Raw genomic sequence first — 16253 nt, 5'->3', positions numbered from 1 at the left:
ATGGCCGAAACACCGCTACCGGCGGAACACAGCTCCAGCCTGAAGATCTACTTCCGGCTGCTGGGCTACGTGAAACCTTATGTCGGCATTTTCCTGCTGAGCATTGTCGGTTTTGTGATCTTTGCTTCGACCCAGCCCATGCTGGCCGGGATTCTCAAGTATTTCGTCGACGGGTTGAGCAACCCGGAAGCGGTACTGTTCCCCAATGTCCCCTACCTGCGCGACCTGCAATTGCTGCAGGCGGTGCCACTGCTGATCATCCTGATCGCGGCGTGGCAAGGCCTGGGCTCGTTCCTGGGCAACTATTTCCTGGCCAAGGTTTCCCTGTGCCTGGTGCATGACCTGCGCGTTGAGTTGTTCAACAAGTTGCTGGTGCTGCCCAACCGCTACTTCGACAACCACAACTCTGGCCATCTGATCTCGCGGATCACCTTCAACGTGACCATGGTCACCGGCGCTGCCACCGATGCGATCAAGGTCGTCATCCGTGAAGGCCTGACGGTGGTGTTCCTGTTCGGCTACCTGCTGTGGATGAACTGGCACCTGACCCTGGTGATGGTCGCCATCCTGCCGGTGATTGCGGTGATGGTCAGCGTTGCCAGCAAGAAATTCCGCAAGCAGAGCAAGAAGATCCAGTCCGCCATGGGCGACGTGACGCATGTCGCGTCCGAGACGATCCAGGGTTACCGTGTGGTCCGCAGCTTCGGCGGTGAAGCCTACGAGCAGCAGCGCTTCGGCAATGCCAGCCAAAGCAACACCGACAAGCAGCTGCATATGACCAAGACTGGTTCGCTGTACACGCCGCTGCTGCAGTTGGTTATCTACACCGCCATGGCGGCGTTGATGTTCCTGGTGCTGTTCCTGCGCGGGGAATCGACCGCCGGTGACCTGGTGGCCTACATCACGGCGGCAGGCCTGCTGCCCAAGCCGATCCGCCAGCTGTCGGAAGTCAGCTCGACCATCCAGAAGGGCCTGGCCGGTGCCGAGAGCATCTTCGAGCAGCTGGACGAGCAGCCGGAGATCGATACCGGCACTGTCGAGAAGGAGCGCGTGGAAGGCCGCCTTGAAGTGCGCAACCTGAGCTTCACCTACCCGGGCACTGAGCGCGAGGTGTTGAGCGACATCAGCTTCGTCGCCGAGCCTGGGCAGATGATCGCCCTGGTCGGGCGGTCGGGCAGCGGCAAGTCGACCCTGGCGGCGTTGATCCCGCGCTTCTACCACCACGACCAGGGGCAGATCCTGCTCGATGGCGTGGAGATCGAGAACTATCGCCTGCGCAACCTGCGTCGCCATGTTTCGCAGGTGACCCAGCATGTCACACTGTTCAACGACACCGTGGCCAACAACATCGCCTATGGCGATCTGGCGGGCGCGCCGCGTGCCGATATCGAAGCGGCAGCCGCAGATGCCTATGCCAAGGAGTTTGTCGACCGCCTGCCAAAAGGCTTCGATACCGAAGTCGGTGAGAACGGCGTGCTGCTCTCCGGTGGCCAGCGCCAGCGCCTGGCGATTGCCCGGGCACTGCTGAAGAATGCGCCGCTGCTGATCCTCGATGAAGCCACTTCGGCGCTGGATACCGAGTCCGAGCGGCATATCCAGGCGGCCTTGGACCATGTCATGGAGGGCCGTACCACGCTGGTGATCGCCCACCGCCTGTCGACCATCGAAAAGGCCGATCTGATCCTGGTGATGGACCAGGGCCGCCTGGTCGAGCGCGGTACGCACGCCGAACTGCTTGCGGCTAATGGCCATTATGCCCGCCTGCATGCCATGGGCCTGGATGAGCCGGCCAAGGCCGATATCACCTGACCCGCCTTGATCGGGGCCGCATCGGCCCCGATTGTCACGGGAATTTTCCAGGGTGTATCTGGCCGTAAAGCCGTCGCCTACCCTGTGCTAATATCCTGCCCCTGTTCATTATTTCCATATGGGTTGCCCATGAAGTTGTCCATGCCGCGTTTCGATCAAGCCCCGGTACTGGTGGTCGGCGATGTCATGCTCGACCGCTACTGGCATGGCGGTACTTCGCGTATCTCGCCTGAAGCGCCAGTGCCGGTGGTCAAGGTCGATCAGATCGAGGATCGCCCCGGCGGCGCGGCCAACGTTGCCTTGAACATCGCCGCCCTTGGCGCGCCAGCCTCGCTGATCGGTGTCACCGGCCAGGACGAGGCCGCCGACAGCCTGGCCAACAGCCTGCAGGCCGCTGGCGTGCGTTCGGTGTTCCAGCGCATCGCGCACCAGCCGACCATCGTCAAGCTGCGGGTCATGAGCCGTCACCAGCAATTGCTGCGCATCGATTTCGAAGAGCCGTTCGCCACCGACCCGCTGTCGCTGGGGGCGGAAGTCGACACGTTGCTCGAAGGCGTAAAGGTCCTGGTCCTGTCCGACTACGGCAAGGGCGCGCTGAAGAACCACCAGAGCCTGATCCAGGCCGCACGTGCCAAGGGCATTCCAGTGCTGGCCGATCCCAAGGGCAAGGACTTTTCCATCTACCGTGGCGCCAGCCTGATTACCCCGAACCTCAGCGAGTTCGAGACCATTGTCGGCCGTTGCGCCGATGAGGCCGAACTGGTCGCCAAGGGGCTGCAACTGCTGCAGGACCTGGATCTCGGTGCGCTGCTGGTGACTCGCGGCGAGCACGGCATGACCCTGCTGCGCACCGGCCAGCCGGCGCTGCACCTGCCAGCCCGGGCGCGCGAAGTGTTCGATGTGACCGGTGCAGGCGATACCGTGATTTCGACCCTGGCGGCTGCCATTGCCGCAGGCGAAGACCTGCCGCACGCCGTGGCCCTGGCCAACCTGGCTGCGGGCATCGTGGTCGGCAAGCTGGGTACCGCGGCCATCAGTGCCCCGGAACTGCGCCGGGCGATCCAGCGTGAGGAAGGCTCCGAGCGTGGCGTGCTGGGCTTGGAGCAACTGCTGCTGGCCATCGACGATGCACGGGCACACAAAGAAAAGATCGTCTTCACCAACGGCTGCTTCGATATCCTGCATGCCGGGCATGTCACCTACCTGGAGCAGGCGCGGGCACAGGGCGATCGCCTGATCGTCGCGGTCAATGACGACGCGTCGGTCAGCCGCCTCAAGGGGCCGGGCCGTCCGATCAACAGCGTTGACCGGCGCATGGCCGTGCTGGCCGGCCTGGGCGCGGTGGACTGGGTGATCAGCTTCCCTGAAGGAACGCCGGAAAACCTGCTGAGCCAGGTCAAGCCGGACGTGCTGGTCAAAGGCGGGGACTATGGTATCGACCAGGTGGTAGGTGCCGATATCGTCAAGGGCTATGGCGGCACCGTGAAGGTGCTGGGGCTGGTCGAAAACAGCTCGACCACAGCCATCGTCGAGAAGATCCGCAAGAACTGATCGATTGCCGGGGCCGCAAAGCGGCCCCAGCTTGTTACTTGTGAAGTGAAGTCCGGGCCCGTTCCAGCAGCGCCCGCGCCTTGTCACCAAAGCGCTGCAGGTGCGAAGCCGGCGCCACGTTGCGCTCCACCAGCCCCTGCTGCTTCACCCAGTCCTTCCAGCGAATCCGCTCATCGGCCACCACCCAGCCTTCCTGCCGGGCAAAGCTCTCGGCCAGGTACAGGCCACGGGTACTGGCCGGCACCAGCTCATCTTTCTTCAACGTGTACAGCTCGGCCAACGGCTGCCCATCCTGTACCGGCATCAGGTACAGGTCAGGTCGCTTGCGGTTGAGCCGCGCCACCAGTTGGTCACCTTCCAGCCGCTCATCGACATGGAACAAGCTGAGCTTCTTGGCTTCCCTCGGCACCTGCAGGCGCATGTCGTAGATCAGCTGCAGCGAAGCCGTTGGCAAGTGGACATAAGCCCGTGGCCGCTCCAGCAGCATCAGGTTGCCGCAGTGCACCGGGCGGGCAGCACCCGACTGCGGCGTAAGTACGAAGGGCAAGGCTTCGCGGTAATGCAATGCGGCGGCATAGGGGGCTGGCAGCCAGGTGTCATTGAAACGCCCGCTTAACCAGCCTTCCGGGGTCTCCAGCAGGCATTCTTCAGCTACTTCCTGAACGGCGGTGTGCAGCGGCAGGTTGAGTTCCTGGGCGGGGACATAGCCGGAAATCAGTTTCAGGACCACGTCGCCGCGGTCCTGGCGGCGCTGCCTCACCAGCACCCAGTAATCACGGTGCTGCCAGTGCAGGGTCAGGCGTACGGAAACACCCAGGTTGGCCAGTTCGACCACGAAGCGCTGCTTGTCAGCCAGCTGGATCGCGCGCCGGCGCTGCTGGGTCTGAGCGAAGTTCAGGGGCATGCCGATGCTCTGGTAGACCAGGCCTTCAGCGGTGGCTTCGACATGCAGCGGCAGTGTCTTGAAGTTGCTCGGGTTCTTGCGGATCAGCGTACGCGCCACGAGGCTCCTCCTTGCGTCGGGTCAGTCTCCAGGCCCATCTTGGTTGGGTGACAACTCAATGCTGGCCCAGGATGCGGGCGACGGTGGCCACGTTGTGGGCCAGGTGCAATGGATTGATGGTGCCGACAATAGCACTGCTCACCCCGGGGTGGGCGAACAGCAACTCGAAGCTGGCTTGCACCGGATCGACCCCAGGGGCAAGACAGATATGCCCGCTGGCCAACGCCTTCTTCACCAGAATGGCCTTGCCGTGTTCGGCAGCGTAGTCCAGCACTGCGCGTTCTGCCTGCTCGTTGAGGTTGTAGGTGACCATGGCGCAATCGCCTTGCTCCAGCGCTTTCAGGCCGCCGGCAACGGTCTTGCCGGAAAGGCCATAGCCGAGAATCTTGCCTTCCTGCTTGAGTGCGGCCAGGGTCTGGTAGACCTCTTGCTGTTCGAGGATTGCCAGGTCATTGCCATCGGAGTGCACCAGCACCAGCTCGATGCGGTCAGTTTCCAGGCGGCGCAGGCTGCGCTCCACCGAGCGGCGGGTGTGGGCAGCGCTGAAGTCGAAACTGGACTGGCCGTCTTCGAATTCTTCACCCACCTTGCTGACAATCACCCACTCATCACGCTGGCCGCGCAGCAGCGGACCCAGGCGTTCTTCGCTGCGGCCATAGGCCGGGGCGGTGTCGATCAGGTTGATACCCAGTTCGCGGGCTTGGGCCAGCAGCAGGCGAGCTTCGTCATCGCCGGGGATGGTGAAGCCATTGGGGTATTTGACGCCTTGATCGCGGCCAAGCTTGACCGTGCCCAGGCCCAGCGGCGAGACCTTGAAACCGGTGCTGCCCAACGGGCGGTGCAAGCCATGCAAGGTGGGCAAGGTCATGGCAGCAGTTGCTCCCAGGCCGGTACACCCAGGGCCGGGCGCGGCAGGCCGGAAAGGTCGCTCTGCGCGGAAGGGCGAACGCTATCGCGCTCGAGGCTGGCCAGTACGCGGTCACTGAAGTCCGGTGCCAGCGCCAGTTTGGTCGGCCAGCCTACCAGCAGTCGTTGTTGTTCGGCGAGGAAGGCATTGTCGGGGCGTACCAGTCCGGACTGCGCGGGCTCGGCGCGATCGACGCGCAGGGTCGCCCAGCGCACCTGGCCTTGGTCGACCCAAGGCAGCAGGCTGGCGATTTCCTTCTGCGCTGCGGCAATCTGCGCGGCAGGTTCGCGGGCTACACCGTCGGCTTCGGCGATATCGCCGCCGAGGTACCAGACCCACTGGCCGTCTGCGGCCGGGTGGGTGGTGACGGTTACACGCGGCTTCGGCCCACCGCCCAGGCAGTGCGCATAAAGCGGCTTGAGGTTTGGCCCTTTGGCCAGGACCATGTGCAACGGGCGGGTCTGCATGGCAGGTTGCTTGAGGCCCAAGGCATGCAGCAGGTCTTCGGTGCCAGCGCCGGCGCTGAGCACGATGCGCTGGGCGCGGATTTCACGGCCGTCGACGCGCAGGCCGACCAGTTCGTCGCCCTCGCGCAGCGGTTCGATCTGTTCGCCAGCGAGCAGGCTGTCACCGGCCAGTTCGGCCAGGTTGGCCAGCAGGCTGGGCACATCGATCACCAGCTCCGCCAGGCGATAGACTTTGCCCTTGAAGCCGCGGTCTTGCAGGGCCGGTGGCAATTGCTCGCCCTTTACCTGATCGACCCGGCCACGCACTGCCTTGCTGGCGAAGAAGCTGGTCAAGTTGCCAGCCAGGGTGCCTGGCGACCACAGGTAATGGGCATCGGAAAGCAGGCGGGTGCGGGTCAGGTCCAGTTCGCCGCTGCCATCGATCGCTTCGCGCCAGCGTCGCGGCATGTCGGCGATGGCTTCCGAGGCGCCGGTCAGGGCGCCGTGCAGGGCGTACTTGGTACCGCCATGGATGATGCCTTGGGACTTGATGGTCTGCTCGCCACCGAGGGTGGCGCGCTCGACCAGCACTGTCGAGTAACCCAGGCGACGCAGGCGAGCATTGAGCCAGAGGCCTGCGACCCCGGCGCCGACGATCAGTACGTCAGTGGTAATGGCGGTTGGCATGGCGGTACCTCGAAGACTGGGACAGCTGGCAAGTATACAGGCTGCCTCAGTGCCCGGCAGTTTTGGAAAACAGCTGAATCACAACCACGCCGCCCACGATCATGGCCATGCCCAGCATCGCCGGTACATCCAGCTTCTGCCCATAGACCACCAGCGCCGCCACGCTGATCAGCACGATGCCAAGGCCCGACCAGATCGCATAGGCGATGCCTACCGGAATGCTGCGCACCACCAGGGTCAGCATCCAGAACGCGATCCCGTAGCCGACCACCATCAGCAGCAACGGCAACGGCGTGCTCAGCCCCTTTACCGCCTTCATGGAGGCAGTGGCGATGACTTCGGCGCAGATGGCGATGGCGAGATAGGTATAGGCATTCATGACGGGATCCTCCGGTAACTGGCTCGGCATTCTAGCGATTGCCCGGATGCGGTAAAGTCATTACCTATCCGAACGGGAGATGGGTTGATGGCCGATCAATGGAACCTTGAACAACTGCGCACTTTCCTGCGGGTCGCCGAATTGCGCTCGTTTTCCGCCGTGGCCCGCGAACAGCGCAAGGCACAGTCGGCCATAAGCAATGCCATCGCCCTGCTTGAAACCGACCTCGGTGTCACGTTGTTCGAGCGCAGCAGCGGGCGCCAACCCAAACTGACTGAAAACGGTACGGCGTTGCTCGAAGATGCCCGCGAGCTCTTGCGCCAGTGCGAACGCCTGGATGGTCGTGCCCGGGCCTTGATGCGCGGCCAGGAAGCCTTGCTGAGGGTGGCTCAGGACGAAGCGATGCCTTACCAGCCTGTGATCGACAGCCTCGACGAACTGGCTAGCCGTTACCCTTATCTGGAGGTGCAACTGGCCAGTGGTGCCCAGGGGGATGTAGCGCGCAAGCTGGCCGAACGACGCGCCGACCTGGGGCTGTTTTTCCACCACGAAAGCATCCCGGCATCACTGGAGCGCCGTGCGTTGGGCAGTGTGGAAATGGTAACGGTCTGCGCGATTGAGCATCCGCTTGCGCATGAAGGCCGGGTGACCCGCCAGCAGCTGGCCCGCCATCGGCAATTGCTGATCACCCCGCAACAAAGCGGCTACCCTGGCGGCGAGGCAATCAGCCCGCAAGTCTGGCGTGCCGACAGCTTCTACGCCATGGCCGAACTGCTGATGCGCGGCCTGGGCTGGGCCTGGCTGCCGCGGCATGTGGTGCAATACCCGACCTACCAGGCGCACATGGTCGAGCTCGACAGCGAATGGCGCCCGCCCGCGCTGGTGGCCGAACTGGCCTGGCGCCGTGATGAACCACTGGGCCCAGCTGCGCAGTGGCTGGCCGAGCGCTTTGCGGTGCACCTGCGTGCGATCGGGTAAACTCCGCGGCCATGAACAGAACACTCTATACCTTGCTGTTTCACCTGGGCCTGCCGCTGGTTGCGCTGCGCCTGTACCTGCGCGCGCGCAAGGCACCGGCCTACGGCCAGCGCATCGGCGAGCGCTTTGCCCGCAACCTGCCGGCCATGCGCCAGGGTGGGATCTGGGTGCATGCGGTATCGGTTGGTGAAAGCATTGCCGCCGCACCGATGGTGCGTTCGCTGCTCAAGGCCTACCCGGACCTGCCGATCACGCTCACCTGCATGACCCCGACCGGTTCCGAGCGCATTCGCGCGATGTTCGCCGATGAGCCGCGCATCCAGCATTGCTACCTGCCCTACGACCTGCCATGGGCGGCCGGACGCTTTCTCGACCATGTGCGCCCGCGCCTGGGCATCATCATGGAAACCGAGCTGTGGCCCAACCATATCCACCAATCCGCCAGGCGCGGCATTCCGGTGGCCCTGGCCAATGCCCGACTGTCCGAGCGCTCGGCCCGTGGCTACGGGCGCTTTGCCAAGCTGACCCGGCCGATGCTGGGCGAAATGAGCCTGATCGCCGTGCAGACCGAAACCGAGGCTCGGCGCTTCCGTGACCTGGGCGCGCGCCCCGAGTGCGTGCAGGTGACCGGCTCGATCAAGTTCGACCTGAAGATCGATGAGCACTTGCCGCCTCGTGCCAGGGCATTGCGCGAACAGTGGGGCGCCGACCAGCGTCCGGTGTGGATCGCTGCCAGCACTCACGAGGGTGAGGATGCCTTGATCCTGCAGGCGCACCGGCAGTTGCTGCAGGTGCATGGTGATGCGCTGCTGATTCTGGTGCCGCGTCATCCTGAGCGGTTCGATGCCGTGCATGCCTTGTGCACCGAGCAGTTCGCCACGGTGCGCCGCTCCGCCGGCACGTCGGTGGATGCCCGGACGCAAGTGCTGCTGGGTGACACCATGGGTGAGTTGCTGTTTCTCTACGCCTTGGCCGACATCGCCTTTGTCGGTGGCAGCCTGGTGGCCACGGGCGGCCATAACCCACTGGAGCCCGCGGCATTGGCATTGCCGGTGCTCATGGGGCCGCATGTGTTCAACTTCCTTGAGATCAGCGCGATGCTGCGCGAGGCGGGGGCGTTGCAACAGGTCGATGATGCCGACGGGCTGGCCGAGGCGGTGCGTCGCTTGATCGAGCTGCCCCAGGATGCGCAGCGCATGGGCGAGGCGGGCAGGGCGGTGATGCGGGCCAACCAGGGCGCCTTGCAGCGCTTGCTGGATGGGCTGGGCAAGTTTCTTGGCTGACTCTGGTGTTGGCGCGTCGCGGGCGTGCCCGCGAAGCGCCAACACCTGCCTCAAGGCCTGCGCTCAAAGTTCTTGGCAGCCGCTGCAGCCAGGTCCGGTGGCAGGAAGTCCTTGTCCGGGTTGTAGTCCGGCTTGAGGTACTGCTTGAGGTCCTGCAGGTCCTGCGGGCTCAAGGTCCCGGCCGCCTGCTTCAGGCTCAGGTTGTCGAGAATGTAGTCATAACGGCTGTTGTTGTAGTCGCGCACCGAGGTGTACAGCTGGCGCTGGGCGTCGAGCACGTCGACGATGTTGCGGGTACCGACCTGGTAGCCGATCTCGGTGGCTTCCAGGGCGCTCTGGTTGGAAATGATCGACTGCTTGCGCGCCTGCACCTGCTCCACATCGGTGTTCACCGCGCGGTGCAGGTTGCGGGTGTTCTCCACCACCTGGCGGCGCAGGCTTTCGCGTTGCTGCTCGCTCTGGCTCAAGCGCTGGTAGGCCTCGCGCACCTGCGAGCTGGTCAGGCCACCGCTGTAGATCGGGATGTTCAGCTGCAGGCCGACGGTGGTCTGCTCCACGTCACCGCTGTAATGCACATTGGGCAGCGCAGCCGAGTTGCTGAAACCCAGGTTGTCGTTGTCGCCTTTTTGGTACTGAGCCACCGCATCGAGGGTCGGAGCGTGGCCGGCCTTGCGCTGGCGCAGGGTTTCTTCGGCGGCGGCAACGGCATGGTTGGTGGCAAGCAGGTTGAGGTTCTGGCGACCAGCGGTTTCTACCCAGGCCTTGGCGTCGTTGGGGGTCGGCACCTTCACCGGAAGTGTATGGACCACACCCTGGATCGAGCTGTATTCGCGGTTGGTCAGGGTGACCAGGGCCTCGAAGGCATCCTGTACCTGGCGCTCTGCGACGATCCGGTTGGCCCGGGCGGTGTCGTAGCTGGCCTGCGACTGCAGCACGTCGGTCTTGTCGGAGAGGCCGACGTCGAAACGTTCGTTGGACTGGTCCAGCTGACGCTTGAACGCCGCTTCCTCGGCTTTGGTCGCCGCCAGGTTGTCCTGGGCACGCAGCACGGTGAAGTAATTCTGCGCAGTCTGCAGGATCAAGTTTTGCTCGGTCGCCGACAGTTGCAGTGCCGCCTGCTCGTTGACCGCTTCGGCAGCCTGCAACTGGAACCAGCGATCGGCGCGGAAGATCGGTTGCGAAAGGGTCGCGCTCCAGCTGTTGCCGCTGCGGTTGATGGTCGTCGAAGGCTGGTCGAGCTTGGTGCGGGTATTCTGCATCTCGGCACCGGCCGAGAGGTTTGGCAACAGGCCGGCGCGGGCCTGCGGCACGACTTCTTTCTGGGCGCCATAATCGGCACGGGCGGCAGCAAGATCGGCGTTGTTGTCGACCGCTTCCTGGTAAACACTGACCAGATCGGTCTTTACCGTCGTGGGCATGTCCGCTGCCCAGACCACTCCGTTGGACGCACAAGACACGGCTATCGCCAGTGAAAGTTTGCGCAGCATAGAGGCAATCCTTGTACGAAATTTAATTACTGAACTGTTGAGTATCGAGCGACGGGCCAGTGTAGTGCCATGCGCACCCGTCAACAATCATAGGTTGTGCCTTTCATCTCCCCTGCGTTTTACCCGCTTGGCTTTGCCGACCACTCCAGTCTAGACTGCGGATGTTCTTGTCGGGGTGCCTTGAAGCAAAGGCTGAGATCGCAGAGGTGCGGATCCCGTTGAACCTGATCAGGTTAGCGCCTGCGTAGGGAACAAGATTGCTCGCCTTCCCGGGGAGCCTCTTGTGCCAGGTCCGGGAATGTCGCAGCTGCATGCAGCTTCAGGCACCCCCATATCCGGCACTGCACCCATCAAGGGTGCGTCCACGTCTTTCAGGTTCACCCCGACATTCCACTGCTAGGAAGCCGTCTGGAGAGCCTGTAATGACCAAACAAGAAAAAACGATCAACCTCAGCGAATCGGCGCAAGTCGATCAGCAGTCCGTGCAACCGTTCCCGCGTTCGCGCAAGGTCTACGTCGAAGGCTCGCGCCCGGACATCCGTGTGCCCATGCGCGAAATCAGCCTGGACGACACCCCGACCGACTTCGGCGGCGAAAGCAATGCCCCGGTACTGGTCTACGACACCTCCGGCCCGTACACCGACCCCAACGTCATCATCGATGTACGCAAGGGCCTGGCCGATGTGCGTTCGGCCTGGATCGACGCGCGCGGTGATACCGAGCGCCTGGGCGGCCTGAGCTCCGACTTCGGCCAGCAGCGCCTGAACGATGCCGAGCTGGCCAAGCTGCGCTTCGCCCACGTGCGCAACCCGCGCCGGGCCAAGGCTGGCGCCAACGTCTCGCAGATGCATTACGCCCGCCAGGGCATCATCACCGCCGAGATGGAATACGTGGCCATCCGCGAGAACATGAAGCTGCAGGAAGCACGCGCTGCGGGCCTGCTCGACGATCAGCATGCCGGCCACAGCTTCGGTGCCAACATCCCGAAAGAAATCACCCCGGAATTCGTTCGCCAGGAAATCGCCCGTGGCCGAGCGATCATTCCGGCCAACATCAACCACCCGGAAGTGGAGCCGATGATCATCGGCCGCAACTTCCTGGTGAAGATCAACGGTAACATCGGCAACAGTGCCCTGGGCTCCTCGATCGAGGAAGAAGTGGCCAAGCTGACCTGGGGCATCCGCTGGGGCTCGGACACCGTCATGGACCTGTCCACCGGCAAGCACATCCACGAAACCCGCGAGTGGATCATCCGCAACTCGCCCGTGCCGATCGGTACAGTGCCAATCTACCAGGCGCTGGAAAAGGTCAATGGTGTGGCCGAGGACCTGACCTGGGAGCTGTTCCGCGACACCTTGATCGAACAGGCCGAGCAGGGCGTCGACTACTTCACCATCCACGCCGGTGTGCTGCTGCGCTACGTGCCGCTGACCGCCAAGCGGGTCACCGGTATCGTCAGTCGTGGTGGTTCGATCATGGCCAAGTGGTGCCTGGCGCACCACAAAGAGAACTTCCTGTACACGCACTTCGACGAGATCTGCGAAATCATGAAGGCCTATGACGTCAGCTTCTCGCTGGGTGATGGCCTGCGCCCAGGCTCGATCGCCGACGCCAACGACGCCGCCCAGTTCGGTGAGCTGGAAACCCTCGGCGAGCTGACCAAGATCGCCTGGAAGCATGATGTGCAGTGCATGATCGAAGGCCCCGGCCACGTGCCGATGCAGCTGATCAAGGAGAACATGGACAAGCAGCTGGAGTGCTGCGACGAGGCGCCGTTCTACACCCTCGGCCCGCTGACCACCGACATCGCTCCGGGTTACGACCACATCACCTCCGGGATTGGTGCGGCAATGATCGGCTGGTTCGGTTGCGCCATGCTCTGCTACGTCACGCCCAAGGAGCACCTGGGCCTGCCGAATAAGGATGACGTCAAGACCGGCATCATTACCTACAAGATCGCCGCTCATGCCGCCGACCTTGCCAAGGGCCATCCGGGCGCACAGATTCGTGACAATGCCTTGTCCAAGGCACGCTTCGAATTCCGCTGGGAAGACCAGTTCAACCTCGGCCTGGACCCGGACACCGCACGCGCCTTCCACGACGAGACCCTGCCGAAGGAATCGGCCAAGGTTGCGCACTTTTGCTCGATGTGCGGGCCGAAATTCTGCTCGATGAAGATCACCCAGGAAGTGCGCGAATACGCGGCCAAGATCGAGGCCGTGGACGTGACGGTCGAGCAAGGCATGCGCGAGCAGGCCGAACGGTTCCGCCAGGAAGGCAGCCAGCTCTACCACAAAGTGTAAGAACGCCACCATTCCCTTTGTGGGAGCGGCGGTTCGCCGCTCCCACAAAGGGGTGGCCAATGTCTCATCAATTCTTCCTGCGAATATAACAATGACATCACCCAGCCAATTCTCCCCCGACTACCCGGTCCCCACCCACCAGCGCATCTTTGGCGCCCGTGACCTGTTCTCGCTGTGGTTCTCTCTGGGCATCGGCCTGATGGTCCTGCAGGTCGGTGCCATGCTGGCCCCTGGCCTTGGCCTGGCCGGCGCGGTCCTGGCTATCGCCCTAGGCACCGGTGTCGGTGTGCTGCTGCTAGGCGCTGCCGGGGTCATTGGCAGTGATACCGGCCTGTCGGCCATGGGCACCTTGAAGCTGAGCCTGGGTAGCCATGGCGCGCGCTTGCCGGCACTGCTCAACCTGTTGCAACTGGTGGGCTGGGGCGCCTTCGAGATCATCGTCATGCGCGATGCTGCCAGCCTGCTGGGCGCGCGGGCGTTCGGCGAAGACAGTGCCTGGAACAGCCCGATGCTCTGGACGCTGTGCTTCGGTGGTTTGGCCACTCTGCTGGCGGTCAGCGGCCCGTTGGCGTTCGTGCGCAAGGTGCTGCGTGCCTGGGGTATCTGGCTGCTGCTGGGGGCGTGCCTGTGGCTGACCTGGAACCTGTTCGCCAAGGCCGACCTGGCTGAGCTGTGGAGCCGCGCCGGGGATGGTTCGATGTCGCTGGCCGTTGGCTTCGACATCGCCATTGCGATGCCGTTGTCATGGTTGCCGTTGATCGCCGACTACTCGCGTTTCGCCCGTAACGGCAAACATGTATTCGGCGGAACCGTCCTGGGCTACTTCATCGGCAACACCTGGCTGATGAGCCTGGGCGTGGCGTACACCCTGGCCTTTGCCGCCAGCGGCGAGGTCAATGCGCTGCTGCTGGCCCTCGCGGGTGCCGGCATGGGTATCCCACTGCTGTTGATCCTGCTGGACGAGTCGGAAAAGGCCTTTGCCGATATTCACTCGGCTGCCGTTTCCACTGGCGTGCTGTTGCCACTGAAGGTCGAGCACCTTGCCTTGGCCATTGGTGTGCTATGCACCCTGATCGCCTTGCTGGCGCCATTGGCCCAGTACGAGAACTTCCTGTTGCTGATCGGTTCGGTGTTCGCGCCACTGTTCGGCGTGGTGCTGATGGACCACTACGTGATCCGTCGCCGTCGTCTGCCGACCCAGGTCGGTGGCTTGCACTGGCAGGCGCTGCTGGCCTGGGTGGTGGGTGTGGTGGCCTATCATGTGATCGCCTCCAAGGCACCGGAGCTGGGCGCTACCCTGCCAGCACTGCTGCTGGCAGGTGGGTTGCATAGCCTGCTGAGTTTCAGCCGCGGCCGGGAAACAGCTCAGGCTTGAGCACGCCGTTCAGGCGTGGGTAAGGGATCTTCAGCTCCACGTGGCCCATGGAGTAGGGCGCGATGGCGTAGACCTCGTACTTCACCACCACAGCGCCGTACGTCAGGGCGATGTGCGGCGAGCGCTTGAAGGGCCAGGTCTTGACGAACTCGGCGTCCTTGTCCATGCCCACGCTGATCAGCCAGGCACGGTGCGACTCTTCCACGGTCTTCCAGAAGGTTTCTTCCTGGCCTGGCACCAGCATGTCCTGCAGGGTCAGCACCTTGTCCAGCTTGCGCGAATAGTTGATGAAGCCGCGCCCCGGCATGCCGTGGGCACCGCCGCTGTCGAGGTAGCTGGACAGCTCGATGATCACCAGCCCGTCATGCTGCTCGCGTACCTTGGCTTGCAGGTAGCTGCTGTTGCGTTTGTCCGCACTGGCCAGGTATTGCTGCTCGTAGGCCTGGAGGGTGCTTGGCGCGGTGCCATGCTGATTGTCTTCGGTCAGTTGCAGCAGGCGCTTTTCGACGATGGCGTCGAGCTTGGGCTGGGCCGGGAAGTGCACGGTGTCAATGTTCACCAGCGGGCAGTCACTGGCGCTGCAGCCGGGTTTGACGTGCTCCCAGGCATCACGCTTGACCTCGAGCGGGGTCCGGTAATTGGGTGCGAACAGACTCTGGCAGGCGCCCAGAGCGAGTGCCAGCACGGCCACGGAAGTCAGTTTGACAAGTGTCATGATGATCCTTGCAGAACAGGGAAAAGTCGGCCTTTGACCGTCTGCGCGGCCTTCAGTTCGCCACTAAGCTAACAGAGTGAAGGCGTGCTGTCCCGAGTGCACGAATGGTTGCCGGAAAGGGGTGAAACGGGCAACCGTGCAGAGTAGGATGGCGCGATGCGGTAATTGAGGTAATGAGGATTTCCATGTCAGACACGTTGAATTCGGTGCCCAAGGCGGTCGAGATCGTCGAGCGGGCCAACTGCTTCAAGGGCTTCTACAAGCTCGACAAGGTGCAACTGCGCCATGAACTGTTCGCGGGTGGCATGAGCCGTGAGATCAGCCGTGAGCTGTTCGTGCGTCACGATGCGGTCTGCGTGCTGCCTTACGACCCGCTGCGCGATGAGGTGGTGCTGATCGAGCAGTTCCGTGTCGGCGCCTTGGGCAAGGTCGACAACCCTTGGCTGATCGAGATGGTTGCCGGGCTGATCGACAAGGCAGAGGAGCCGGAACAAGTCGCACATCGCGAAGCCGAGGAAGAAGCTGGGCTGACCATTAGCGCCTTGTGGCCGATTACCCGTTACTTCCCGTCGCCCGGCGGCAGTGATGAGTACGTGCACCTGTACCTTGGCCGCTGCACCAGTGAAGGCGCGGGTGGCCTGCATGGCCTGGAAGAAGAAAGCGAGGACATCCGTGTACGCGTGTGGTCGTTCGACGATGCAATGCAGGCCGTGCGCGATGGTCAAATCTGCAACGCGGCGACCATCATCAGCCTGCAGTGGCTGGCGCTGAACAAAGATGAAGTTCGAGGTATGTGGAAGTGAACCTCTTGCGTGAGCGTTATCGGGTTGATCTGGCCGGGCTGCAAGCAGCCTGCGAGGCCAACTATGCCCGGCTCATGCGCCTGCTGCCTGATATGCGTACAACCCAGAGTTCGCGGCGCATCGGCATGACCCAGGGCGACCAGATGCTCGGCGTGCTGGTGCTCGATGTGCTGCTGGCCTGTCCGTACACCACTACTTTGCGCGTGCGCCAGGAGCACAGCCTGCCCTGGCTGCCGGTGCCGCACCTGGAGGTGCAGGTGTATCACGATGCGCGTATGGCCGAAGTGGTCAGCGCCGAGCATGCCCGCCGCCTGCGCAGCATCTACCCGTACCCCAACGAGGCCATGCACCAGCCGGACGAGAAGGCGCAGCTCAATCTGTTCCTCGGCGAATGGCTCAGCCATTGCCTGGCCTGTGGTCACGAATTGGCAAGTGTGCGCTGAAATGTGACCTGGTTCGGGTGTGAGTGTTTGCTCGCAGCCGTTCCAGCGCCATAATTCGCGCAGTACCCGTTCGAGGAGACGGCC

14 protein-coding genes and 1 riboswitch are annotated in these 16253 nt (G+C 63.3%); of the genes, 8 read left to right on the top strand and 6 right to left on the bottom strand.

Features of this window, described 5'->3' with window-relative positions; translation table 11 throughout:
- Together msbA and hldE are read left to right on the top strand one after the other, a co-directional pair.
- Entirely contained in the window at positions 1 to 1809 is a 1809-nt protein-coding gene (gene msbA, locus BGP85_RS26935; RefSeq protein WP_103446236.1) for a lipid A export permease/ATP-binding protein MsbA, read from the top strand.
- Between the two features lie 129 nt (positions 1810 to 1938).
- Positions 1939 to 3360 carry a bifunctional D-glycero-beta-D-manno-heptose-7-phosphate kinase/D-glycero-beta-D-manno-heptose 1-phosphate adenylyltransferase HldE gene (gene hldE, locus BGP85_RS26930; RefSeq protein WP_103445929.1) on the top strand — a complete coding sequence of 474 codons (1422 nt, stop codon included), beginning with the start codon at positions 1939 to 1941 and terminating at the stop codon, positions 3358 to 3360.
- A gap of 34 nt (positions 3361 to 3394) precedes the next feature.
- Here the strand turns inward: hldE and BGP85_RS26925 are convergent, their stop codons facing one another.
- The 4 genes from BGP85_RS26925 to BGP85_RS26910 are packed head-to-tail and all read right to left on the bottom strand — an operon-like array spanning position 3395 to position 6782.
- Positions 3395 to 4363, bottom strand: coding sequence for a metal ABC transporter ATPase (locus BGP85_RS26925; RefSeq protein WP_103445928.1), 969 nt, complete (start codon positions 4361 to 4363; stop codon positions 3395 to 3397).
- A 55-nt stretch (positions 4364 to 4418) separates the two neighbouring features.
- Positions 4419 to 5231 (bottom strand): aldo/keto reductase, encoded by an 813-nt coding sequence (locus BGP85_RS26920; protein WP_103445927.1) that lies wholly within the window; start codon positions 5229 to 5231, stop codon positions 4419 to 4421.
- The gene (locus BGP85_RS26915; RefSeq protein ID WP_103445926.1) at positions 5228 to 6403 is read right to left on the bottom strand and encodes an NAD(P)/FAD-dependent oxidoreductase; all 1176 of its coding nucleotides are present in this window, start codon (positions 6401 to 6403) and stop codon (positions 5228 to 5230) included. The genes BGP85_RS26920 and BGP85_RS26915 overlap by 4 nt, the downstream gene beginning before the upstream one ends.
- A gap of 46 nt (positions 6404 to 6449) precedes the next feature.
- Entirely contained in the window at positions 6450 to 6782 is a 333-nt protein-coding gene (locus BGP85_RS26910) for a DMT family transporter (RefSeq protein WP_054887895.1), read from the bottom strand.
- A gap of 87 nt (positions 6783 to 6869) precedes the next feature.
- On the opposite strand from BGP85_RS26910, the gene BGP85_RS26905 reads away from it, so the two are divergent.
- Entirely contained in the window at positions 6870 to 7760 is an 891-nt protein-coding gene (locus tag BGP85_RS26905; RefSeq protein WP_103445925.1) for a LysR family transcriptional regulator, read from the top strand.
- An 11-nt stretch (positions 7761 to 7771) separates the two neighbouring features.
- On the top strand, positions 7772 to 9043 hold the full coding sequence (waaA, locus tag BGP85_RS26900) for a lipid IV(A) 3-deoxy-D-manno-octulosonic acid transferase (RefSeq protein WP_103445924.1): 1272 nt from the start codon (positions 7772 to 7774) through the stop codon (positions 9041 to 9043).
- A gap of 50 nt (positions 9044 to 9093) precedes the next feature.
- On the opposite strand, the gene BGP85_RS26895 is transcribed toward waaA, so the two are convergent.
- Positions 9094 to 10530, bottom strand: a complete 1437-nt coding sequence (locus BGP85_RS26895; RefSeq protein WP_103445923.1) for a TolC family outer membrane protein — start codon at positions 10528 to 10530, stop codon at positions 9094 to 9096.
- A gap of 161 nt (positions 10531 to 10691) precedes the next feature.
- Positions 10692 to 10798: riboswitch (TPP riboswitch) on the top strand.
- A gap of 154 nt (positions 10799 to 10952) precedes the next feature.
- On the opposite strand from BGP85_RS26895, the gene thiC reads away from it, so the two are divergent.
- Positions 10953 to 12833 (top strand): phosphomethylpyrimidine synthase ThiC, encoded by a 1881-nt coding sequence (gene thiC, locus BGP85_RS26890; RefSeq protein WP_103445922.1) that lies wholly within the window; start codon positions 10953 to 10955, stop codon positions 12831 to 12833.
- Between the two features lie 91 nt (positions 12834 to 12924).
- Entirely contained in the window at positions 12925 to 14208 is a 1284-nt protein-coding gene (gene cytX / locus BGP85_RS26885; RefSeq protein ID WP_103445921.1) for a putative hydroxymethylpyrimidine transporter CytX, read from the top strand.
- Here cytX and BGP85_RS26880 read toward each other — a convergent pair.
- Positions 14177 to 14923 (bottom strand): RsiV family protein, encoded by a 747-nt coding sequence (locus tag BGP85_RS26880; protein WP_103445920.1) that lies wholly within the window; start codon positions 14921 to 14923, stop codon positions 14177 to 14179. The two genes, cytX and BGP85_RS26880, sit on opposite strands and share 32 nt — an antisense overlap.
- 185 nt (positions 14924 to 15108) lie before the next feature.
- Between BGP85_RS26880 and BGP85_RS26875 the strand changes: the two genes are divergently transcribed.
- Positions 15109 to 15726, top strand: a complete 618-nt coding sequence (locus BGP85_RS26875; protein ID WP_103445919.1) for an NUDIX domain-containing protein — start codon at positions 15109 to 15111, stop codon at positions 15724 to 15726.
- On the top strand, positions 15717 to 16169 hold the full coding sequence (locus BGP85_RS26870; protein WP_103445918.1) for a DUF1249 domain-containing protein: 453 nt from the start codon (positions 15717 to 15719) through the stop codon (positions 16167 to 16169). The genes BGP85_RS26875 and BGP85_RS26870 overlap by 10 nt, the downstream gene beginning before the upstream one ends.
- The last annotated feature ends 84 nt before the right edge of the window (positions 16170 to 16253 follow it).

It is taken from the genome of Pseudomonas putida (assembly GCF_002906855.1).
GTDB lineage: Bacteria > Pseudomonadota > Gammaproteobacteria > Pseudomonadales > Pseudomonadaceae > Aquipseudomonas > Aquipseudomonas putida_N.
This window is presented reverse-complemented; position numbering and strand designations above follow the sequence as displayed.

Excerpts from the sequence above, each read along its gene's own strand:
- waaA (WP_103445924.1), top strand. The coding sequence starts at position 7,772 with ATGAACAGAACACTCTATACCTTGCTGTTTCACCTGGGCCTGCCGCTG.
- cytX (WP_103445921.1), top strand. The coding sequence starts at position 12,925 with ATGACATCACCCAGCCAATTCTCCCCCGACTACCCGGTCCCCACCCAC.
- BGP85_RS26910 (WP_054887895.1), bottom strand. The coding sequence starts at position 6,782 with ATGAATGCCTATACCTATCTCGCCATCGCCATCTGCGCCGAAGTCATC.
- msbA (WP_103446236.1), top strand. The coding sequence starts at position 1 with ATGGCCGAAACACCGCTACCGGCGGAACACAGCTCCAGCCTGAAGATC.
- BGP85_RS26920 (WP_103445927.1), bottom strand. The coding sequence starts at position 5,231 with ATGACCTTGCCCACCTTGCATGGCTTGCACCGCCCGTTGGGCAGCACC.
- BGP85_RS26905 (WP_103445925.1), top strand. The coding sequence starts at position 6,870 with ATGGCCGATCAATGGAACCTTGAACAACTGCGCACTTTCCTGCGGGTC.
- hldE (WP_103445929.1), top strand. The coding sequence starts at position 1,939 with ATGAAGTTGTCCATGCCGCGTTTCGATCAAGCCCCGGTACTGGTGGTC.
- thiC (WP_103445922.1), top strand. The coding sequence starts at position 10,953 with ATGACCAAACAAGAAAAAACGATCAACCTCAGCGAATCGGCGCAAGTC.
- BGP85_RS26895 (WP_103445923.1), bottom strand. The coding sequence starts at position 10,530 with ATGCTGCGCAAACTTTCACTGGCGATAGCCGTGTCTTGTGCGTCCAAC.
- BGP85_RS26880 (WP_103445920.1), bottom strand. The coding sequence starts at position 14,923 with ATGACACTTGTCAAACTGACTTCCGTGGCCGTGCTGGCACTCGCTCTG.
- BGP85_RS26915 (WP_103445926.1), bottom strand. The coding sequence starts at position 6,403 with ATGCCAACCGCCATTACCACTGACGTACTGATCGTCGGCGCCGGGGTC.
- BGP85_RS26875 (WP_103445919.1), top strand. The coding sequence starts at position 15,109 with ATGTCAGACACGTTGAATTCGGTGCCCAAGGCGGTCGAGATCGTCGAG.